Annotated in this window: 13 protein-coding genes; 5 read left to right on the forward strand and 8 right to left on the reverse strand. The window is 39.5% G+C overall.

Annotated elements, in window-relative coordinates; translation table 11 throughout:
• The first annotated feature begins 3 nt into the window (after positions 1–3).
• The 5 genes from rplU to DPX34_RS03395 all read left to right on the forward strand — a co-directional run bounded on the left by rplU (position 4) and on the right by DPX34_RS03395 (position 8239).
• On the forward strand, positions 4–315 hold the full coding sequence (gene rplU / locus DPX34_RS03375; RefSeq protein WP_111976991.1) for a 50S ribosomal protein L21: 312 nt from the start codon (positions 4–6) through the stop codon (positions 313–315).
• A 16-nt stretch (positions 316–331) separates the two neighbouring features.
• Positions 332–589 carry a 50S ribosomal protein L27 gene (gene rpmA / locus DPX34_RS03380; protein ID WP_111976992.1) on the forward strand — a complete coding sequence of 86 codons (258 nt, stop codon included), beginning with the start codon at positions 332–334 and terminating at the stop codon, positions 587–589.
• Positions 590–733: 144 nt separating this feature from the next.
• Positions 734–1897 carry an Obg family GTPase CgtA gene (gene cgtA / locus DPX34_RS03385; RefSeq protein ID WP_111976993.1) on the forward strand — a complete coding sequence of 388 codons (1164 nt, stop codon included), beginning with the start codon at positions 734–736 and terminating at the stop codon, positions 1895–1897.
• Positions 1898–1913: 16 nt separating this feature from the next.
• The gene (gene folA, locus DPX34_RS03390) at positions 1914–2405 is read left to right on the forward strand and encodes a type 3 dihydrofolate reductase (protein WP_111976994.1); all 492 of its coding nucleotides are present in this window, start codon (positions 1914–1916) and stop codon (positions 2403–2405) included.
• 923 nt (positions 2406–3328) lie between these two features.
• On the forward strand, positions 3329–8239 hold the full coding sequence (locus tag DPX34_RS03395; protein WP_111976995.1) for a response regulator: 4911 nt from the start codon (positions 3329–3331) through the stop codon (positions 8237–8239).
• Between the two features lie 143 nt (positions 8240–8382).
• Here the strand turns inward: DPX34_RS03395 and DPX34_RS03400 are convergent, their stop codons facing one another.
• The 8 genes from DPX34_RS03400 to DPX34_RS03435 all read right to left on the reverse strand — a co-directional run bounded on the left by DPX34_RS03400 (position 8383) and on the right by DPX34_RS03435 (position 22119).
• The gene (locus DPX34_RS03400) at positions 8383–11181 is read right to left on the reverse strand and encodes a bifunctional aconitate hydratase 2/2-methylisocitrate dehydratase (protein WP_111976996.1); all 2799 of its coding nucleotides are present in this window, start codon (positions 11179–11181) and stop codon (positions 8383–8385) included.
• 563 nt (positions 11182–11744) lie between these two features.
• Complete coding sequence (gene lpdA, locus DPX34_RS03405; RefSeq protein WP_111976997.1) at positions 11745–13175, reverse strand: dihydrolipoyl dehydrogenase; 1431 nt, start codon at positions 13173–13175, stop codon at positions 11745–11747.
• Between the two features lie 183 nt (positions 13176–13358).
• Positions 13359–15278, reverse strand: a complete 1920-nt coding sequence (gene aceF / locus DPX34_RS03410) for a pyruvate dehydrogenase complex dihydrolipoyllysine-residue acetyltransferase (RefSeq protein WP_111976998.1) — start codon at positions 15276–15278, stop codon at positions 13359–13361.
• 15 nt (positions 15279–15293) lie between these two features.
• Positions 15294–17963 carry a pyruvate dehydrogenase (acetyl-transferring), homodimeric type gene (aceE, locus tag DPX34_RS03415; protein WP_111976999.1) on the reverse strand — a complete coding sequence of 890 codons (2670 nt, stop codon included), beginning with the start codon at positions 17961–17963 and terminating at the stop codon, positions 15294–15296.
• 136 nt (positions 17964–18099) lie between these two features.
• Positions 18100–18861: a pyruvate dehydrogenase complex transcriptional repressor PdhR gene (gene pdhR, locus DPX34_RS03420; protein WP_111977000.1), complete on the reverse strand. Its 762-nt coding sequence runs from the start codon at positions 18859–18861 to the stop codon at positions 18100–18102.
• A gap of 294 nt (positions 18862–19155) precedes the next feature.
• Positions 19156–20064 (reverse strand): DUF72 domain-containing protein, encoded by a 909-nt coding sequence (locus tag DPX34_RS03425; RefSeq protein WP_232824633.1) that lies wholly within the window; start codon positions 20062–20064, stop codon positions 19156–19158.
• Positions 20065–20097: 33 nt separating this feature from the next.
• Positions 20098–20973: a M28 family peptidase gene (locus tag DPX34_RS03430; RefSeq protein ID WP_157964607.1), complete on the reverse strand. Its 876-nt coding sequence runs from the start codon at positions 20971–20973 to the stop codon at positions 20098–20100.
• A gap of 234 nt (positions 20974–21207) precedes the next feature.
• On the reverse strand, positions 21208–22119 hold the full coding sequence (locus tag DPX34_RS03435; protein ID WP_111977002.1) for a PhzF family phenazine biosynthesis protein: 912 nt from the start codon (positions 22117–22119) through the stop codon (positions 21208–21210).
• Positions 22120–22806: the final 687 nt, after the last annotated feature.

Below are 22806 nucleotides of genomic sequence, written 5' to 3' on the forward strand. Positions count from 1 at the left end.
CATATGTACGCGGTTTTCCAAAGTGGTGGTAAACAGCACCGTGTCGCTGCAGGCCAAACTATTCGCCTAGAAAAAATTGAAGCAGAAGCTGGTTCAACTCTTGAGTTTGACAGTGTTCTTCTTGTTTCAAATGGCGAAGATATAAAAATTGGTGCGCCTTATGTAGATGGCGGCAAGGTAACGGCTGAAGTAGTATCACACGGTCGTGGCGAGAAAGTTAAGATTGTTAAATTTAGACGTCGTAAGCATTCTCGTAAACAACAAGGTCATCGTCAGTGGTTCACAGAAGTGAAAATCACTGGTATTAACGCTTAATTAGGAGTCTAACCAAATGGCACATAAAAAGGCAGCAGGTAGTACTCGTAACGGTCGTGATTCAGAAGCTAAACGTCTAGGCGTTAAGCGTTTTGGTGGCGAATCTGTATTAGCGGGTAACATTATAGTTCGTCAACGTGGTACTAAGTTCCACGCTGGTGATAACGTAGGTATTGGTCGTGACCATACTTTATTTGCTAAATCTAGCGGTAAAGTAAAATTTGAAGTTAAAGGTCCACACAACCGTAAGTTCGTTTCTATCGAAGCAGCTTAATTTTCAGACCTACTGAAAGAATTAAAAGCCTCGCTTATTAAGCGAGGCTTTTTTGTTTGTGATTTTTCCTCTTATATTTCCTCCAAGCAAGATCTATAATGTATAAAGTCGTAACACACCCAATTAAAGAAATAAGGGTTTAAAATGAAATTTGTCGATGAGATTGACGTCCGTGTTGAAGCTGGTAATGGCGGCAACGGAATAATTAGCTTCCGTCGTGAAAAATATGTTCCTAATGGTGGTCCAGACGGCGGAGATGGCGGCGATGGCGGCCATGTTTTTCTCGTTGCAGACGAAAGTTTAAATACCTTAATCGATTATAGATTTGAACGTTTTCATCGTGCAGAGCGTGGAGAAAACGGTCAAAGTAAAAATTGTACAGGCCGTCGTGGTGAAGACTTAGAATTAAAAGTGCCAGTCGGTACACGTGCAACCGATATGGATACAGGCGAACTAATTGGTGATTTAACCAAAAAAGATCAACGCTTAATGGTCGCTAAAGGCGGTTTTCACGGTTTAGGAAACACGCGTTATAAAAGCAGTGTGAACCGTGCCCCCCGTAAAAAATCAAATGGGACTTTAGGTGATGTTCGAAATTTAAAACTCGAATTAATGCTATTAGCCGATGTAGGGCTTTTAGGAATGCCTAACGCCGGTAAATCAACTTTTATCAGCTCTGTTTCCGCCGCTAAGCCCAAAATAGCCGATTATCCATTTACCACCTTAGTTCCTAACTTAGGTGTTGTCCGGGCTGGCGCAGGCAATAGTTTTGTTATTGCTGATATTCCAGGTTTAATTGAAGGGGCAGCCGAAGGCGCCGGTTTAGGTATTCGATTCTTAAAGCATCTTGAACGTTGCCGAGTGTTGTTACATTTAGTTGATGTAGAACCTGCTGATGAGTCGGATCCGGTTGAAAATGCAATCGCGATTCGTGCCGAGTTAGGTAAATACAGCAGTAGTTTAGCTGAAAAACCCATTTGGCTAGTCTTTAGCAAAGCGGATTTAATGCTTGAAGAAGACTTACAACCGCGTATTCAAACAATACTTGACGGTTTGAATTGGCAAGATAAGCACTTTGTGATCTCATCTGTTGATAAGAGTGGTACGCAAGAACTCGTTAATGACATTTCACAATGGCTACTCGACAACCCAATTATTGAAAATGAAGATGCAGTACAAGAAACCGTTGAGTTTAAATGGCAATCTTATCATGATGAAATGCTAGCGCTTGAATCAGACACTGATGATTTAGACGATGAAGACTGGGATGAAGATGATTACGATGTTGAAGTTGAATATAAGCGCTAAAAAATAGGTTTTATTTATGAAAATTTCTATGATTGTCGCAATGACTCATGAAAATGGAATTGGTAAAGAGAATCAACTGCTCTGGCATATGCCTGCTGATTTACAGTTTTTTAAAAAAACAACACTCGGCAAACCAATCATTATGGGGCGAAAGACATTTGAATCAATTGGCCGACCTTTACCAGGTCGGCGCAATATCGTTTTGAGTACCCAATCAGCCTCACCTCACCCAGATGTGGTGCTCGTTAATAATATTGACGACGCCCTAAAAGCGGCAGGTGATGTAGAAGAGGTCATGATCATTGGTGGCGGTAAGATATATGAAGCCTTTTTACCATCTGCGCATCAATTATATATTACTTATGTAGATGCAGATTTAGATGCCGATACTTATTTTCCTGAGCTTCAACAAAATGAGTGGCAAGAAATAGATAATACGCCTGGTATTGTAGATGAGAAAAATAAATACCCTCATCGCTTTGTTATTTTAGAAAAAGCTAACACCTAGGGCGTATTTATCTTTGTCGTATCGATTTTGTTCAATTCCAAAGCGTTTTGATCGCGGCATTGGCTTGATGGCATAGTGGTTCTACGTCAAAAGCCAATAACAAAGAGCAAAACGTTTTGGATTGAACCCAAAGGGCAGCGCATTTGCACTATTTCTACTATGTTGCCCCACATGGATGTGGGGTAAGGTGACTTTGCAGGAGCATAAAGTCTTTATCGCTCTTTTATGTAGAATCACTACACCGCAATCGCTCTGCCTTGTATAAATCGTGCAAATACGGCTGCAAAAGCATACACAAAAGATAAACACGCCCTAGACCCAATAAAGGTTTTATAAGTAAGCTATACATGACTTCCGTAGAGTATAAGCTGCACTGATTTTTGAATCGCTAACAAAATTAATGCAGCTTATATTATCAACACCCAACCTCTATTCTCCTTTGCAACTTAAAAGTCCATCCAACAAAAACACGTCTTTCATTAAAAATGCGTTACATAAAATTAATGCTATATTTACATATACTCAAACCTTAACTAAAAAACGTCAATCACCGTTAATAAGTGAGCAAGATTAACGTAGGAAAAAGCTTGAGAACAAGGCAAAAAATGAGTCTAAGGGGTATCGACCCGTTAGTTTTTAAACGCCGCTATTAACAATGATTAACTTAAGACATAAAACCCCGTGTTTAGCCCATTGACGTAGTTTTTTAGCTGTCTCTAAAATTATTAGATAATGGTTTTTAGAGGTTTATTTTTACATCAAGGCATGAATATAAACTCGACTCACTTGATGAGTGCAATGGAGACTAATCACAGTATAGGAGTCTCCGGTAGGCAAGGATAGCAATAACAATAAATGAAAGTTAAACCCTAAATTTAATAATTTCCCTGCGGATATTATCATTTTCATTAACAGGCTAATAAATGACTTCACAGAACCGTCAGCGTTTTTTTCTGATTATCGTGGTGATCTGTATATTACCACTTTGCCTAAATACGTTAGGTTTCGACTTTTCTTCAACGCATACCGAATTCACCGCAAACAATATAGATAATGATATTTTATTTAAAGTATTAGCTGGCTCATTACATCATGTATTATTAGAATGGAGCGCCGTTTGTATCGCTATAATGGCCGCCCTCACGTCTTTATTACACTACAAAATAAAAAAAGACTTAGCCATTCCCATTTTAGGTATGGCACTCTTATGTGTGGGCTTTGTTGATGCGTTTCATACCTTAGCCGCAACACGAATTATTGAGGCAAACACCAACAATACCGATTTTATTCCCTTCACGTGGGCGCTTTCGCGTATTTTTAACGCATCCATAATGTTAATTGGTACCGCCATTAGTCTTTGGCTAACTTACCAATATGCTTTGAAGCATAAAATAAAACAGCCAATTAATATTCTTGTATTCATTGGCTTCATTTTTATTATAACCTCATACTTTATTGTTCATTTTGCGGCCAATACCACTCACCTACCACAAACCATGTTTCCTGGCGCTATCATTTCTCGGCCATTCGATATTTTACCACTCGGTTTATTTATCGTTAGCGGGGCTTTATTTTGGCTGTGGTTTAACATCGAAAAATCCGATATTAAATTCGCACTCATATTAAGTATTATCCCTGAAGTAGCGACACAACTTTATATGATATTAGGATCGACAGCCCTGTTCGATAATGGGTTTAATATCGCCCATGCATTAAAAATTGTGGCTTACAGTACGATATTAATAGGGATCGTATTCGACTTAACTCAATCTGCAAAAGCACGCATTATAGCTCCAGTTTTAACCGAGAAAAAAACGTTAGCTAGTACTGATAATACAAATTTACTAACGGTTGGCGACATAAAAACCCCGCTCACACTTAAATTACCTGCTGTTACATTTTTTATCTCATTGTTACTAACCGTATCAATTAGCTATAGTTTTTTCGCCGATACCAACAAAATAATTAAGCAAGCTGAAGCTCAAGAGCTAACAGATGCAACAGAGCTATTAAAGCCCATGCTAGGTCAATTTAACCAACGTTTAATTAATGAAATAAATTATCTAATCGAAGATGAGAAAGTTAAACATTACGTAAACCAGGTGGATCCAATTAATGGAGCGGTCAGTCATATTTTAAAAAGCAGCCTTAAACGCAATTTCAACTACACAGAAATAAAACTAACAAGTTTCAACTCAACAAAAAAGCAGCACTTAGTTATCAGTAAAACACAAGAGTCTGCTTATGATGAACCTGAATTTGTTCAATTTATGCAAAAAATCGATACAACCACAGAAAAAACATTAGCGGCAAACACATTACTGCTTTTTCAAAACCAAACTATTTATTACCCCGAAATAACGACTGAAGAAAGTAAAAACAATGACAGCTCACAATTGAAAATTTTAGCCCCTATTAGAGATACAGAGTCGAATTTAGCGATTGGCTACATGAGTATAAGTCTTAATTTCACACGCCTTTTCAATCAAGAAATAGCCGGTAATTTACCACTGCTAAAGCTTTTTATCGCAAATAAAACAAGTCATATTGTTATTACACCATTAAACCATAAACATAACATAACCGATAAAAATCAAGTGCTAAAGCTAACAACATTAGCGCCCGAGATTATAAACTTACAACAACAAGGTGCTTCACAAGGCATTGTGAATATAGTGCAAGACAAAGTGAAAACACCTGCTTTTTATCGTCAGATTAATTTAGCGGCCTATGGGTATCCACACCCATTGCAATTATTAGTCTATTTGTCTCACTCTAAAACCAGTGAACGACTCGCGACCACTCGCACCAACAGCCTTTTACTCGGCGGTTTGCTAGCTTTAATATCATTAGCGATCGCAATTGTGATGGCACGCCAAGTTACAAAGCCTTTAGAAGAAATAACCGACGCAGTGCAAGATACGAACTTTAAAACAGCTTTAAGCGCTTTACCTATCGCATTAAAAGGCGAAATAGGCGTGCTGGCACGTAGTTTTTATAATTTAATAATAAAAACAGAGCTAAGCTTGCAAGAGCAAAAAAACGCAATAGAAGAAGCAAGCATCGCATCCAAAAAGCTGGGCGCTATTATTAATACTGCAGCCGATGCCATCTTAACATTAAATAATCACAATCTAATTATTTCGGCTAACCCGGCCAGTGAACGCATATTTGATTTGACGATTCAAGAGCTCATTAACCTACCGATCAACCTTATAATACCTGATGGCATTAGCAACACCGATCACTTAAACGCAAATGAAGAAAGCGCATACTTTATTACCCAAGGAAAAAAGAAACTCAGAAAGCGGTTTGCTGTCGAAGTTTCTGTTTCGATTAATCCTAATGATCATACAAAAATTTTAATTGTTCGTGATATTAGCAAACAAGTAAAACAAGAAGAAGAGCTCGCAGAAGCACGCAAATATGTAGACAAAATAACAAGCTCAGTGCCTATTATGTTGGCCTATGTGGGCTCAGACTTAACCTATAAATTTGTTAACCTCAATTTTGAACGATGGTACCAAAAGCCGCTCGATTCATTTATTAATAAAAATATTTTTACGTCATTAAGTAACCATGCTCATACTCATATGGAGCACTATATTGACAATGTATTAGCCGGAAAAACCGTATCATTTGAAGATACGCAACTTTGCCAAGGGCTCGGTGGAAAAAGGCATTTAAGAACAACTTACACGCCAGACTTTAATCATGGCAAAGTACAAGGTTTTTATATTTCAATCGAAGATATAAGTGAATTAAAGCATACCTCAAGGCAATTAGAGTTAACCTCGTCAAGATTAGAGATCGCATTATCAGCGCCCGAAATTGGTGTTTGGGAATTTTATATTCCCGACCGACAATTACTTTGGGATGACCGCATGTATCAATTGTTTGGTACTCGGGCTGCAACCTATGCAAATGTTTATGATGCTTGGTATTCGGCAATTCACCCCGATGATAAAGAAGATATATTAGGTGTTATGAAACATAGCATAAGCTCTGGTGATGATATCAATACCGAATTCAGAGTTATCTGGCCAACAGGCGAAGTCAGAAACATTGAAGCTCATGCTAAAGTGTTACGTAACAACCAAGGTGAACCTGAGCGCTTGATCGGGACTAATATGGATATCACTGAACATAAAAAGTTAATCGCCGAAAAAGAAAATGCGCTACAAAAAGCCAAAGAAACAACCAAGTTAAAATCTGAATTTTTAGCCAGCATGAGCCACGAAATTAGAACGCCCATGAATGGTGTGCTCGGCATGCTTAACTTGTTACAGCAAAGTGAACTTAATTCCGAGCAAGACCACTTCGCCACCCTAGCTAAATCGAGTGCAGAATCTCTACTGATTATCATTAATGATATTCTTGATTTCTCAAAAATTGAAGCGGGTAAACTTGATTTTGAATCCATCGAATTTAGCCTGCATCAGTTACTCAGTGAGTTTATCGAAAGTGTTGCGGCTAAAGCAGAAGAAAAACAATTAGAGCTCATTCTAGATGTTACCAATGTTGAGAATATTCCCGTTATAGGCGATCCAGGGCGTATCAGGCAAATTTTGACCAATCTTGTGGGTAATGCACTCAAATTTACTAAGCAAGGTGAAATCGTTATTAAAGGCACCTTAACCACAAACCAAGATAATAGTTTAACTTTCATTTGCGATGTTACCGATACCGGAGTGGGTATACCACCAGAGAAAAGTGATCACATCTTTGATTCATTTACCCAAGTCGATGCATCAACCACGCGGCAATTTGGCGGAACAGGCTTAGGGCTAGCCATTGTTCAGCAGCTTTGTAGTTTAATGAATGGCGAAATCAAACTACAAAGCAAAGTGAATAAAGGCAGTACGTTTACATTTTCAATTCAATTAACGCCAAGTGATTCAACACAAATCACCATGCCACCTGTAGATTTAACCCACGCCAATGTATTGATTGTAGATGACAATAAAACGAACTTAGAAGTATTAAGCAAGCAACTTCATATTTGGGGCGCAAATACCCTAACAGCAGGCGATGCGTTTGAAGCATTACACATTTTAGAGCAAACCACGCAAAATAATTTACAGCCAATCGATGTCGCTATTTTAGACATGCAAATGCCAAATATGAATGGCGCTGAACTTGGCACAAAAATACGCCAAAATACAAAATATGATCATATTAAGCTCATAATGATGACGTCAATGGGCCGCAGAGGCGATGCTAACGTATTAGCCCAAATAGGATTCTCAGCTTATTTTCCGAAACCGACAACCAATCAAGACCTTTATTCAGCGCTTTCAATTGTTTTAGAAGGTGGAGAAGCCCTACAACAAGCAACGCCATTAGTCACGCAACATTATGTTAAACGTATCGCTAACCCACCGCTTAGTTCCCCCTCTGTTGATAACGACATAAACAACCAGTCCGATTTAACGCAGCAAAATACATGGCCAGAAAATACCAAGTTATTACTCGTTGAAGATAATTTTATTAATCAAACCGTCGCGCAAGCTCAGCTTAAAAATATTGGTTTATCTTGCGATATTGCAGGTAACGGTGAAGAAGCCATTCAGCGATTAACGGGTTCAGATCAACCTTACACCATCATCTTAATGGATTGCCAAATGCCTGAAATGGATGGTTATGAGGCAACAAATAAAATTAGAAATGGCTTAGGCGGTAAGCACTATATCAATATTCCCATTATTGCGTTAACAGCGAATGCAATGAAAGGCGATAAAGAAAAATGCTTAGCCGCAGGAATGGATGATTATTTAACTAAACCACTAAAAGAGCCTTTATTAGAAGACATGTTACAGCAATGGCTGACCTAACAATGAACGATACAAGCTCGATGTGAATTTAATGATCGATAAAGGGTCTGAAAAATAAAAAATCCCCGCTAAGTAAATTAGCGAGGATTTAAGTATAGATCGAATTAACCGCTATTTTGCAGCGGTTAATTTATGTTTAGCGATTAACCTACACGTTTAGTTGGAATGAACTGAGTTGTCATTTCTTCTTTTGGTGGAACAAAGCTAGTTAAGTCAATGCCTTCAACTGCAGCTTTATACTCGTCCATCGTTGGGAAACGGCCCAATACAGAAGAAAGCACAACTAATGGTGTAGAACCAAGTAATGATTCGCCTTTCTTCTCGGCGGTATCAGCTACAACACGACCTTGGAAAAGACGAGTTGAAGTTGCAATTACCGTGTCACCCGGTTCTGCTTTTTCTTGGTTACCCATACATAAGTTACAACCAGGGCGCTCTAAATACATGATGTTTTCATATTTAGTACGCGCTTCGCCTTTAGGCTTATCATCGTCAAATACAAAACCAGAGTATTTCTCTAGTACTTCCCAATCACCTTCTGCTTTTAACTCATCAACAATGTTATACGTTGGTGGAGCAACAACTAATGGCGCTTTAAATTCAATAGAACCATTTTGTTTCTCAAGATTACGCAACATTTGAGCAATGATTTGCATATCACCTTTATGAACCATACAAGAGCCAACAAAGCCTAAGTCGACCGATTTACCATCGTAGAATGAAACAGGGCGAATAACATCATGCGTATAACGCTTAGATACGTCTTCGTTATTTACATCTGGATCAGCAATCATCGGCTCTGCAATTGCGTCTAAATCAATCACAACTTCTGCGTAATATTTAGCATTATCATCCGGAGACAACGCTGGTTGCTCACCCGATTGAATACCCGCGATACGCTCATCAGCTAGTTTAATTAAGCCAGCTAACATACCCGCTTCGTTTTCCATACCCTTGTTGATCATAATTTGGATACGGCTCTTAGCCAATTCAATTGACTTGATTAGCGTTTCATCATTTGAAATACAGATAGACGCTTTCGCTTTCATTTCTGCAGACCAATCAGTAAACGTAAAGGCTTGGTCAGCTAATAAAGTACCAATATGAACCTCAATGATACGACCTTGGAATACGTTTTCACCGCCAAACTGCTTAAGCATCTGAGCTTGAGTTGCATGAACAACATCACGGAAGTCCATGTGGCCTTGCATGTTGCCTTTAAACGTCACTTTTACTGACTCAGGGATCGGCATTGCTGACTCACCCGTCGCAAGTGCAATTGCAACCGTACCTGAATCGGCACCAAAGGCGACACCTTTAGACATACGTGTATGTGAATCACCGCCAATAATGATGGCGCGATCATCAATAGTGATGTCATTCAATACCTTATGAATAACATCTGTCATTGAGTGGTAAACACCTTTTGGATCACGAGCGGTAATAAGACCAAACTTATTCATGAACGACATTAATTTAGGAATGTTAGCTTTTGCTTTGCTATCCCAAACTGATGCAGTGTGACAACCTGATTGATAAGCACCGTCAACCAGTGGAGAAATAGTAGAAGCAGCCATGGCTTCTAATTCCTGACACGTCATCGGGCCAGTTGTATCTTGAGAGCCAACAATGTTTACTTTAACGCGAACGTTTGAACCCGCATGTAACGCTGTTTCAGAAGCAACACCAACCGCATTACGGTTGAATATTTTTTCAACGGCGGTTAGACCTTGGCCGTCATGAGAGATTTCTTTAGAAGCAGCATAAACATCAGCCGCTTCAACACCTAGCGTTTCAGCCGCAAATGTTTGTAATTTTTTACCAAATGTAACCGCGTAAGAACCACCCGCTTTCATGAATTCAACTTTTTGCGGTGTGAATGCAGAAGATACATCGACTAACTCTTTATCGCCGTTGTATAACTTCTTCGCTTTTGTATCAATCGTTAATACGGTACCGGTAGCAACAGAGTATGCTTCTTCTAATACAGCGTCACCATTAGCATCCGTAACGGTATTACCGTCAGCATCTACTTTCTTAACCCAGTTTTTAAGGTCAAGACCGATACCACCCGTTACATCAACGGTCGTTAAGAAAATAGGTGCGATCCCATTCGTGCCGGCCACAACAGGCGCGATATTAATGAAAGGAACATATGGACTTGCTTGCTTACCCGCCCAAAGCGCAACATTATTCACACCCGACATACGTGAAGAACCTACACCCATTGTGCCTTTTTCAGCAATTAGCATCACTTTTGCGTTAGGGTGTTTAGCTTGTAGCGCTTGAATTTCGGCTTGCGCTTCAGGCGTGATCATACATTTACCGTGTAATTCACGATCAGCACGTGAATGCGCTTGATGACCAGGAGAAAGTAAATCGGTAGAAATATCGCCTTCACCCGCAATATAAGTCACTACGTCAATTTTTTCTTCAACGTCTGGTAATTTTGTGAAAAATTCCGCTTTAGCATAGCTTTCTAAAATGCTTTTAGCGATCGCATTACCGGCTTTAAATGCAGCTTCAAGGCGAGAAGTATCAGCATCGTATAGGAATACTTGTGTTTTTAATACGTCGGCTGCGGGCGCATTAACAGAAGCGTCATCGCTTAATGCTAAGTCAAGCAGCGCTTCAATTGAAGGACCACCTTTCATATGAGAAAGTAATTCAAATGCAAATTCAGCAGTGATTTCTGCTACCGCTTCTTGACCTAAAATAATCTCTTTTAAGAAGGCGGCTTTAACACTTGCTGCGCTTGTCGTACCAGGAAGCGTGTTATAAATGAAGAACTTTAATGAGTCTTCACGATACTGATTTCCAGCATCTTTAATTTGGGCAATAATTTCAGATAATAGGTCAGCACTATCAATTGGCTTCGGTGCCAAACCTAAATCGTTTTGACGGCTTTCAATTTCCGCTAAATATTCTAAATACAGACTCATACAAATACCTCCGGGCGCATAATACGAAATAAACTATTTAAATTGATATTAAGACTACTAATTATTATTTGAATGACTAGTAAATATACAATCTTAGTTGTTGTTTTCAGTGCAAGGGTTGCCACTGGCAATAAAATTTTTTGAAAGTATAAGGGATAGATGACGACTTTGCAGCCTAGTGAGGGAAATTTGCCGTGATACCGATCATAACGTGGCGTGATGAATACGCAGCTAATACCAATCCGTAATAATAAGAGCCCACTCAGCGAGCATTTAAATGCGCTTAATCAAGGCCCTTGAATGAAAGAATAGTGGTGCTCTTTTGAGTTCGAGCAACACAGGGTAAGCGCATTTAAAACTCGCCTGAAAGGAATGCCCCAGCGGCTTTTGACCTGCGTTATCGGTATTTGAAAGGGAACAACCATTCCTGTACACCGACGCCTTGTTCAAAAACCGCTGGATGTATTCTGAGAGTTCACTTATTAATATGGATTGGTATAACAGGTTTTAAAAACAAAAAAACCGCCGAAGCGGTTTTTTAAAACACGTTTAACTATCAGAATTTACTTCTTTTTAGCTTTCGCGTTTGGTAAATCGGTAATAGAACCTTCATAAATTTCAGCCGCTAAACCAACTGATTCATGTAAAGTTGGATGAGCATGAATAGTTAACGCTAAGTCTTCAGCGTCAGCACCCATTTCAATCGCTAAACAAATTTCACCTAACAATTCACCTGCATTGCTACCAACCATAGCGCCGCCTAATAATCTATCGTTTTCTTTATCGAAGATTAATTTAGTGAAACCATCAGTAGCATTAGACGCAATTGCACGACCTGAAGCAGCCCAAGGGAATACTGCAGTTTCAAAGTTTAAGCCTTGCTCTTTTGCTTCTTTCTCAGTTAAACCAGCCCATGCGATTTCTGGGTCAGTGTAAGCAATTGAAGGAATAACTTTAGGTTCGAAGAAGTGCTTCTTACCTGCAATCACTTCAGCAGCAACATGCGCTTCATGAACGGCTTTATGTGCAAGCATAGGTTGACCAACTAAGTCACCAATTGCGAAGATATGGGGTACGTTAGTACGTAATTGATTATCAACGTTGATGAAACCACGATCAGTTACTTCAACACCAGCTTTATCAGCATCAATAAGTAAACCATTTGGCGTACGACCAACAGCAACTAATACAGCATCATACTTAACCGCTTCTGTCGGTGCTTTTTTACCTTCAAAGCTAACATAAATGCCATCTTCTTTAGCTTCTACTGCTGTCACTTTAGTTTCTAACATGATGTTATCAAACTTCTTACTAATTGATTTAGTAAATGATTTGATAATATCTTTATCAGCCGCTGGAACTAACTGGTCCATAAATTCAACAACATCAATTTTAGCGCCAAGAGCACTATAAACAGATCCCATTTCAAGACCGATAATACCACCACCTAAGATAAGCAAGTTACCTGGTACAAACGGCATTTCTAATGCGTCTGTTGAATCCCAAATACGTGCATCTTCATGTGGAATGAAAGGTAATTTAACTGGGCGTGAACCCGCTGCAATAATGGCGTTATCAAAGTTTACTTCAGTAACTGAACCATCTTCAGCGGTAACCGCTAAAGAGTTAGCACCCGTAAATTTACCGTAACCATTAACAACGTTAACTTTACGCATTTTAGCCATGCCGCCTAAACCGCCGGTTAACTGACTAATAACTTTGTTTTTATGAGCACGTAATTTATCAACATCAACTTCTGGCTTACCAAAAGTCACGCCTTCGTGTTCCATTTCTTGTGCATCAACTAAGTGCTTCGCAACATGTAATAATGCTTTAGAAGGGATACAACCAACGTTTAAACAAACGCCACCTAATGTGCTGTATTTTTCAACTAATACAACATCTAGACCTAAATCGGCAGCACGGAATGCAGCTGAATAACCGCCAGGGCCTGAACCTAATACCACTACTTGAGTTTTAACTGTATTGCTCATGAGATCCTCATGTATTTTTTTGGGTTTGATTAGTTTGAGTCTAACCAATCCTGCTATTTAATGCTTGCATGAATACGCAATTTGGCATTCATGCAAGTTCTAACCAGTATTTGTCTAATTTGTTGTTAAGCTCTGAAGCGCTTAACAACATGCATTAATGGGCTTTTTAAAGCGCATTAATGACTATAGAACAAGACGACGTAAATCAGTTAAGTTTGCCGCAACTTCTGTTGAGAAGCGCGCGCCTACTGCACCATCAATTACACGATGATCGTAAGATAAGCTTAACGGACACATTAAGCGTGGAGCAAAGTCTGAACCATTCCACTTAGGCTTCATTTCCGCTTTAGAAACACCTAAAATACCGACTTCTGGTGCATTAACGATTGGCGTAAATGCTGTACCACCAATACCACCTAAGCTAGATATCGTAAATGTGCCACCTTGCATATCAGCTGCTTTTAACTTGCCGTCACGTGCTTTCTTAGACGTTTCAATAAGTTCAAGCGAAAGCTGTTCAATACCTTTCTTGTTTACATCTTTAATAACAGGAACAACTAAACCACCCGGTGTTTCAACTGCAATACCAATGTTGATAAACTTCTTCAGGATCAAGCTTTCGCCATCTTCTGATAATGAAGAGTTAAACGTAGGGTATTTTTCTAACGCTTTAGCAACGGCCTTCATAACAAACACCAATGGCGTAATTTTTAAGCCTGATTTGATTTTTGCATGGTAAGCATTTTGTTCTTTACGAAAGTTTTCGATATCCGTAATGTCGGCTTCATCAAACTGTGTAACGTGTGGGATAGTTGCCCAGTTACGATGTAAAAATGGACCTGAAATTTTCTGAATACGTGTTAATGGCTGTTCTTCAATTTCACCAAACTTACTAAAGTCGATAGGCTTAACCGGAACAATTTGTAATACATTGTCACCAACAACAGCCGAAGCACCTGCAGGTGCTTTAGGCTTAGCAAGCTCAGCTTTAACGTAATTTTGCACATCTTCTTTAACGATGCGACCTTTACGACCACTTGCAGGAACCAACGTTAAGTCAACACCAAACTCACGAGCAATACGACGTACAGAAGGAGAAGCATGAACATTCTTACCTGCTGGAGCCGTTGTTACCGGTACGGGTGCAGCTTTAGGTGGCATACCGGCAGCTGGAGCGGGAGAAGCGGCCGGTGCAGGCGCGGCAGATGCGACTGGAGCGGGCGCAGGTGCAGCACTCTTAGTTTCAACAACAACGATTAATGAACCTTCAGAAACTTTGTCGCCTGTAGCAACTTTAATTTCTTTAACCGTACCAGCGAAAGGAGCAGGCACATCCATGGTTGCTTTATCAGTTTCAAGTGTCACTAAGCCCGTTTCAGCTTCAACTTCATCGCCAACAGCAACCAATATTTCGATAACTTCAACATCAGTGTCACCGCCAATATCAGGTACTGCAACGTCTTTAACTTCACTAACAGCTGCAGCGGGGGCAGGTGCGGCAGCTTCTGGTGCAGGTGCAGCGAGAGTCGTTTCTGCAGGGGCAGATGCACCTTCAACTTCTAAAACCAGTACCGCTGTACCTTCAGATGCTTTATCACCCACCGCAATGCTTAATGATTTAACAATGCCATTAGCTGGGCATGGAACATCCATGGTTGCTTTATCTGTTTCAAGTGTAATTAAGCCATCTTCAGCTGCAACAGTATCGCCCACTGCAACTAATACTTCGATAACTTCAACATCAGTATCTCCGCCAATATCAGGCACAGTAACTTCAATTGTTGAACTTGATGATGCTGCAGGCGCTGGAGCAGCTTCTGCAACAGGCGCAGCCGGAGCCGGCTCTTCAGCAGGAGCGTCAGCTGCACTTGCATCTTCTACCGTTACGATTAAAGTGCCTTCAGACACTTTATCGCCAACGGCAACTTTAATTTCTTTTACGGTACCCGCAAAAGGAGCAGGAATATCCATTGAAGCTTTGTCAGTTTCAACGGTTAATAAAGCATCTTCTACCTCTACAGTGTCGCCAGCAGCAACACATAGTTCGATAATTTCAACTTCTTCGCCACCTACATCAGGTACTAAAATTTCTTTAATTGCCATCGTTACTATCCCCTATTAAGCGTAAAGTGGGTTAAGTTTATCAGCGTCGATATTGAATTTAGCAATTGCTTCAGCAACAACTTTCTTCTCAATCTCACCGCGCTTAGCAAGCTCATATAACGAAGCAACAACAATGTAATGCTCATTAACTTCAAAATGAATGCGTAAGTTATCACGGCTATCTGAACGGCCAAAACCATCTGTACCTAATACACGGTAGTCAGTTGGTACAAAACCACGAATTTGGTCAGCGTATTGTTTCATGTAATCAGTTACAGCAACAACAGGACCTTCTGAATCTTTAAGTAACTCAGTTACATAAGGTACTTTTTCAGCCGCTTCAGGGTGAAGCATGTTGTAACGCTCACAGTCTAAACCGTCACGTGCTAATTCATTGAAAGACGTTGCAGAGTATACGTCTGAGCTAATACCGTAATCGTTAGCTAATATTTGAGCTGCGGCACGAGCTCGTTCTAAAATAACACCAGAAGATAATAAGTTAACGTTGGCAGTTGGTTTTTTAGCCGCAACAGTTTCTAACTTATACATACCTTTTTTGATGCCTTCTTCAACATCGGCTGGCATTTCTGGTTGAACGTAGTTTTCGTTCATTACGGTTAGGTAATAGAAAACATTTTCGTTATCTTGGTACATACGCTTGATACCGTCTTGAACGATAACCGCAATTTCATAACCGTAAGTTGGGTCATAAGTAATACAGTTAGGCACCGTACCAAAGTGAAGATGTGAATGACCATCTTCATGTTGTAAACCTTCACCATTTAGTGTTGTTCGACCCGCAGTACCACCAATTAAGAAACCACGTGCTTGTAAGTCACCAGCTGCCCAAACTAAATCACCAACACGTTGGAAACCAAACATTGAGTAGTAAATGTAGAATGGAATCATAGGTAAATCAGAATGCGAGTATGATGTCGCGGCTGAAACCCAAGATGACATTGCACCTAATTCATTGATACCTTCTTGCAATACCTGACCTTTTTGGTCTTCACGGTAATATGCAACTTGGTCAGCATCTTGAGGTGTATATTTTTGGCCTTCGTGAGCATATATACCCACTTGACGGAATAAACCTTCCATACCAAACGTACGTGCTTCATCAGGAATAATTGGAACGATATTTTTACCGATCTTCTTATCTTTTAATAATGCCGTTAATACACGTACAAACGCCATAGTTGTTGAAATTTCACGACCTTTAGAGCCCGCAGTCGTCGCTTTAAAAGCTTCCATTTGCGGTACTTCTAACTCAACCGTCGAGTTTTCAAGACGCTTAGGCATTGTTCCACCTAATGACTCACGACGTTTCATCATGTACTTGTATTCAGCACTGTTTTCAGGGAAACGGTAATAAGGTAAGTTTGCCAAATCTTCATCAGCAACCGGTACATTAAAGCGATCACGCATATGGCGAATTGCATCAAGGTCCATTTTCTTAACACCGTGAGCGATGTTTTTACCTTCAGCCGCATCACCCATACCATAACCTTTAACCGTTTTGGCTAAGATAACACTTGGACGACCTTTAGTTGCTTTTGCTTTTGCATAAGCAGCGTAAACTTTAACTGGATCATGACCGCCACGGTTTAAGCGCCAAATGTCTTCATCAGACATATTCGCAACCATTTCTTTTAATTCAGGGTATTTACCAAAGAAATGCTCACGCGTAAACGCACCACCTTTAGCTTTAAAGTTTTGGTATTCACCATCAACCGTTTCGTCCATTAATTGCTGTAATAAGCCGTCATGATCTTTTTGGAATAATGGATCCCAGTAGCGACCCCAAACAACTTTAGTCACATCCCAACCAGCACCACGGAACGTGCCTTCTAATTCTTGGATGATTTTGCCATTACCACGAACAGGACCATCAAGACGTTGTAAGTTACAGTTAACGATAAAGACTAAGTTATCTAATTCTTCACGTGAAGCTAAGCCGATAGCACCTAATGATTCTGGCTCATCGATTTCACCATCACCTAAGTAACAATAAACGGTTTGCTCTGAACAATCTTTTAAACCACGGTCAGTTAAATATTTCAAGAAGCGAGCCATGTATATCGCTTGCATTGGACCTAAGCCCATAGAAACCGTCGGGAACTGCCAATATTCAGGCATCAATTTAGGATGTGGGTATGAAGATAAACCATCAGCAAATGCTTCTTGACGGAAGTTATCTAATTGCTCTTCAGTAAAACGACCTTCAACAAAAGAACGAGCATAAATACCAGGAGAAATATGGCCTTGGAAATAAACTAAATCGCCACCGTCTTTATCGTTTGGTGCTCTGAAGAAGTGATTGAAAGCAACATCGTATAACATAGCAGACGATTGGAAGCTTGAAATATGACCACCAAGCTCAAGATCTTTCTTAGAAGCACGAACAACCATCATCATGGCATTCCAGCGAATTACAGCACGAATACGTGCTTCTAATTCACGGTCACCCGGCATTGCAGGCTCTTGACCAGTAGGGATAGTGTTGCAATATGCGGTAGTCGCATCAAATGGTAAGTGTGTACCATTACGACGCGATGTTTCGATCATTTGCTCAATTAGGTAATGAGCACGATCTGGGCCTTCATTTTCTAAGACTGACTCAATTGACTCAATCCAGTCATTAGTCTCTAGCGGATCTACATCATTCTTAAGGATGTCTGACATCAGGTGTTCCTTATTGTTATATGTTTATTACTTACAAGCCATAAAAACAAAATGCAACAATGCAACTCACTCATAAAAATGTGAATCACTATTGCTGCCTACGTCATGCTTATTGACTAAGTGTTAAAAATACAAACTACTTAACGTTTTGCTGCAAACGCCTTAATACTCGTTGATTTCGATTATCTTCAGCGCCTAATTGCAACAGGGTTTCTTCGATAAAAGCTAAATGATGATGCGAAGCATTACGGGCCTGTATTGGGTTACCCGAAATGATAGCATTCATCATAGATTCTCTATCTTCATTCACTTGTCGAGCTATATCTGGCTTCGACTTTAAAATTCGGTAATTGCGTTCAATGCTTTGTTTTAACAACGAAGACATTGCATTCACTAAATGTGAAATAACTAAATTATGCGATGCTTCTGCAATCGCAAGAAAAAATTCATAAATGGCTTCAACCTGATCCGTCTCCATGCTGTCGTTGCACGAGATAATGTCTTCGAAACTCAGTTTAATACGTTCAAAATCGGCTTCAGTTCCACGTAAAGCAGCATAGTAGGCACCAATTCCTTCTAATGCGTGGCGGAATTCAAGTAAATCAAACTGCGATTCAGGGTTGGATAAAATAAGATCAAATAATGGTTCTGAGATACTGCTTTGTAGTTGCTGATTAACAAATGTTCCACCACCTTGGCGGCGAGTCACTAGACCTTTGGCTTCCAATTTTTGTATCGCTTCACGTAAAGAAGGACGCGATACATCAAACTGCACAGCAAGCTCACGCTCAGGCGGTAATTTTTGTCCAGGCAATAAACTGCCTTCTAAAATCATAGCCTCGAGTTGCTTTAATATAACATCTGCTAGCTTAGGTTGTTTAACCCTTTGAAAACTCAATCTTTTATCAACTTCTTAAATTTTACGGTTAATTGGTCTTACCATTCAGTGGCAATACTATAGCAATTTTTTTAATCGATTCCAATTATTCAGCCTGCAGATCCGATGATCGTTTTATGAACATTTCTATAAAAAAAACAATTTTAGCTATATAAAATAAATTAAGAATGGGATTTCCTATACTGGGTATACATCATTGCTGAGACTGCAATACAAAAAATAGGTTAGGAGCATACCTTTAATAAGGCAAATAAGAGCAGCAAGAATTTAATTAAACAACGCCTACACCGCACATTAAAACAAACTCGTTTGCTGCACGGATTGCTCGATTCCTGCATTTAAAACGATTCGCTTTTTAAAAGGCCGATAACCCAATGTCTCGGTTAATAACGTGAGCCAAAGTTCAGCTAAATCATGGATACCCACATTATTGGCGGTATGAATGAATAAATACGGTTGTTTTCCTTCGGTAAGCCATTGCTTAAAATAAGGTAGCCAAGACTTTATAAACTCAACATTATCTTTTAACACCATACGACCAACATATCGTACGATCGGGTTATGACCCGTAGCTAAAATATGCACCGGAAACTTAGGCTTTTTTAACTGTGCATCTTTAATGGCGGCATAAGCGGGATCAGTTTTATCAACTTTATCACTGTGTACGGGCCGCGTATCCATCATGACACGATCGACTTCATGCTCGATTAATAATCGATTAAGCAATTGCTCACTTTGGCCTTTGTTATAAAAATCGTTATGTCTAACCTCAACCGCTAAAGGTAAAGTGGCTGCGTATTGTTCAAGGAGCAAACGAAGACCATTAAGTTGCTGAAAAGAAAAATGCGGAGGCAATTGCAACATCAATCGGCCTAACTTATTTTGTTCAGTCAAAGGCTTTAATGTTGTCGTAAAACGGTCAAATGCTTGTAAGCCTTTTATAAGGCCTAGCTCATGGGTAATAAAACGCGGTACTTTAAAGCAGAATTTAAAAGGCGCTTCAACTTTCTGTGACCAATCAACTATTTTTTCAATACTCGGTTCAGCATAAAAAGTCATATTTCCTTCAACGCTAGAATAGTAGCGGGCATATAAAGAGAGATATTCTTTACTGGGTGTTTTAGCTGGGAAAAAGTCAGGCTTCCAACTAGCATGGCCCCACATAGGCGCGCCTAACATTATCGGTAATTGAGTTGCAGACACTGAATTATTTACCTTTAGGCATATTTTTAATTATTATTTTAAAGTCTTATCAAGGTACTTAGCAAGCGCATTAACTTTAATTAATACCGCTGAATATAATTTAAGATCAATATGTTGCCAAGTATCATTTTCGGTATGATACAAAGCGTGTGGAGCAACGCCCAGGTATAAATACGGGATCCCCGCTTGATAAAAAGCATAATGATCACTCGCCATCAGCCAATTAATAGCAGTCGTTTGTTGGTAACGCTTACTCGCCCATTTTAATTCAAGCATTTCATCGCGTGAGTGCGGTATGAATGATGTTGATTTATGCTTTGAGGTATTAGCAATAAAGCGATTTACAATAGATTTAATCGCAAAGTGCCGTTGTAAACCGTGTAAATACAATCGCTTTTTCCTTCCGACTTGCGCTAACATGTCTAAATTAAGATTCAATACAATTTTATTGGCATCAATAGGTAGAGAATTGACAAAAGCTTTCGCTCCATATAATCCTGCTTCTTCGGCATCCGTGGCAACAAAAATCCAACTCAAGCGGGGTGAAAATAACGTAAACGTATTAGCGACCTCTAACATAGCAACAACACCAGAAGCATTATCATCAGCCCCATTAAATATTCGATCGCCTTTAACACCTAGATGGTCATAATGAGCGGTAACAACAACATAATATTCGGGATGCACTTTACCTTTAATCGTACCAACAACATTATTACCCGCAGTTTGCTTAAATAAGTGCTCAACCGAAAATGGTCTAATAAAATTCGAATTTGCGTTTTTTACATCAAAATCTGTTTTTGCAGATAACTCAACATAAAAAGGCGATAAGCCTAATTGTGAAAATTGTGAATTAATATACAGGGCTGCGCGCTGTGCACCTCGTGTTTGAGTTAAACGCCCAGCCATATTATCAGCAGATAAAATGTGTAATCGATTTAGCCAATGGGGTGATAACCGCGCAGCTATCTGAGTCTGCGTCTGTAGTGAAGGTGCTAACGATGATTGTGATAAAAAAGCAGGTGGAATGGCAACCACAGAAAAGAAAGCAGCATAAGAAAAATGGCTACTTAGTATAAGCAGCCATCCTAATAAGAAGACAATGAACTTGCCTGTTAATAGATTCAATACAATTAAGATAAATTAAAGATAAACTTTACCTTCACTTACAAGAACGGCTTCGCCACCAATGTTGACGCTTATTTCACCTTCATTGTTGCTCAAAAGCTCTACATGTAAAATACTTTTTCGCCCAACAAAGGCGCCTCGCTCAGCCACAAACGATAACGGTAAATTTTGTCCGATTAAAAATTGATTTAAATAGCCAGCAAAAGCCGGAATTGCCGCACCAATAGGTGGATCTTCATGTAAACCAAATGCAGGCCCTACAAGTCGACAATGAAAATGTAAACCGTCATTTGAATTACTCACACTAAATAAAAATAATGCATTAGCAAATGTGGCGGGCGCACTCGATTCAGACCACGCTTTATAATTAAACTGCGCAGCACTTAAAGATGCAAAATTATCAACCGGCACAAATAAATAAGGTAAGTGGGTAGATGCCAACATAGGCGTAAACCCTTTAACACTAAAATGATAAGACGTAAGTGATAAAATATCTGATAATTCATCTTCAGTTGGCGTAAACCGATCAAATTCAGGTTTTGCCTGCGTCATGAACTGATTAAAAATAGGTTCGCCATTTTTCATGGTGACTTGGCACGCGACATCACCATAATTCTCTTTTAATAAAAAAGAATTAAGACCTTCATTGACTTCAATTAATTCCTGCTTAGCTAAGGTATAAATAGCAGCCAGCGTCGCATGGCCACCAAATTGAAATTCTTTTTTAGCGTTAAAAATACGTAGTTGTTTAGCCGCATCAGCTTGTTCACTTGGCAAGATAAATACCGTTCGCCATAAATTGAACTCGGCAGCCATCTTTTGCATTTTCTCTTCGTTTAATGCACTCGCGTCTGGAATAACCGCAATCTGTGCGCCTTCAAAACGCTCAGCGGTAAAAACGTCAACAGTATAAAAATCACAAGACATACTTATTTCCTATCGAATTACTTATTCATGATGACTCAACAACACCAAAAAAAGCGTGTTATTAACGATAACTTAAGCATGTACCCTACTCGCTAATTTTGCCAATTTAGTTACAAAAAAGTTAACTCTTTTCAAATATAGTCAAAGCGATCGGGTTTTAGGGGCAGGTTTCTAGTTCCAGACGAAACCTAAGTACTTACATCCATGATAAGCAAAGCCGTCAAAGCTACCGCGTCCTGCTCTCGCCCCTTACCTGCATCCATGCAGGCAAGCTTCGAGACGCCATGAGCATATGCTCTACTATGTGATTGGGGCCGCCTAAATGGATTTAGGTGTTAGAACGACGCAGGAGCCAAAGTCGAGAGTAAACGCTGGCAATGCATCATAAAACCTGAGCGAGAAGACTATATATGACCCTTTAGAATTGTTCGGTTATTAACAAATAGCACGCTATAACTAAACCACTATAATAAAGAGCAATAACCACACAGCCCCCACACGTAATTTGAATAAAATCATGTAACAACCGGCGAATCATTCCGTTTAAAGTTAATTTATGGTCGTACAATTATGTTAATTAATAAAAACTAACAATCACTTTAACAAAATCAATGGCTTTAATAGATTTCAACGCGCAATCTAAGCTAGAATCCCAAGCTAAATTTTAAAGAATAAGTATGACGCTTT

This window comes from Algibacillus agarilyticus (assembly GCF_003286125.1).
Lineage (GTDB): Bacteria > Pseudomonadota > Gammaproteobacteria > Enterobacterales > Alteromonadaceae > Algibacillus > Algibacillus agarilyticus.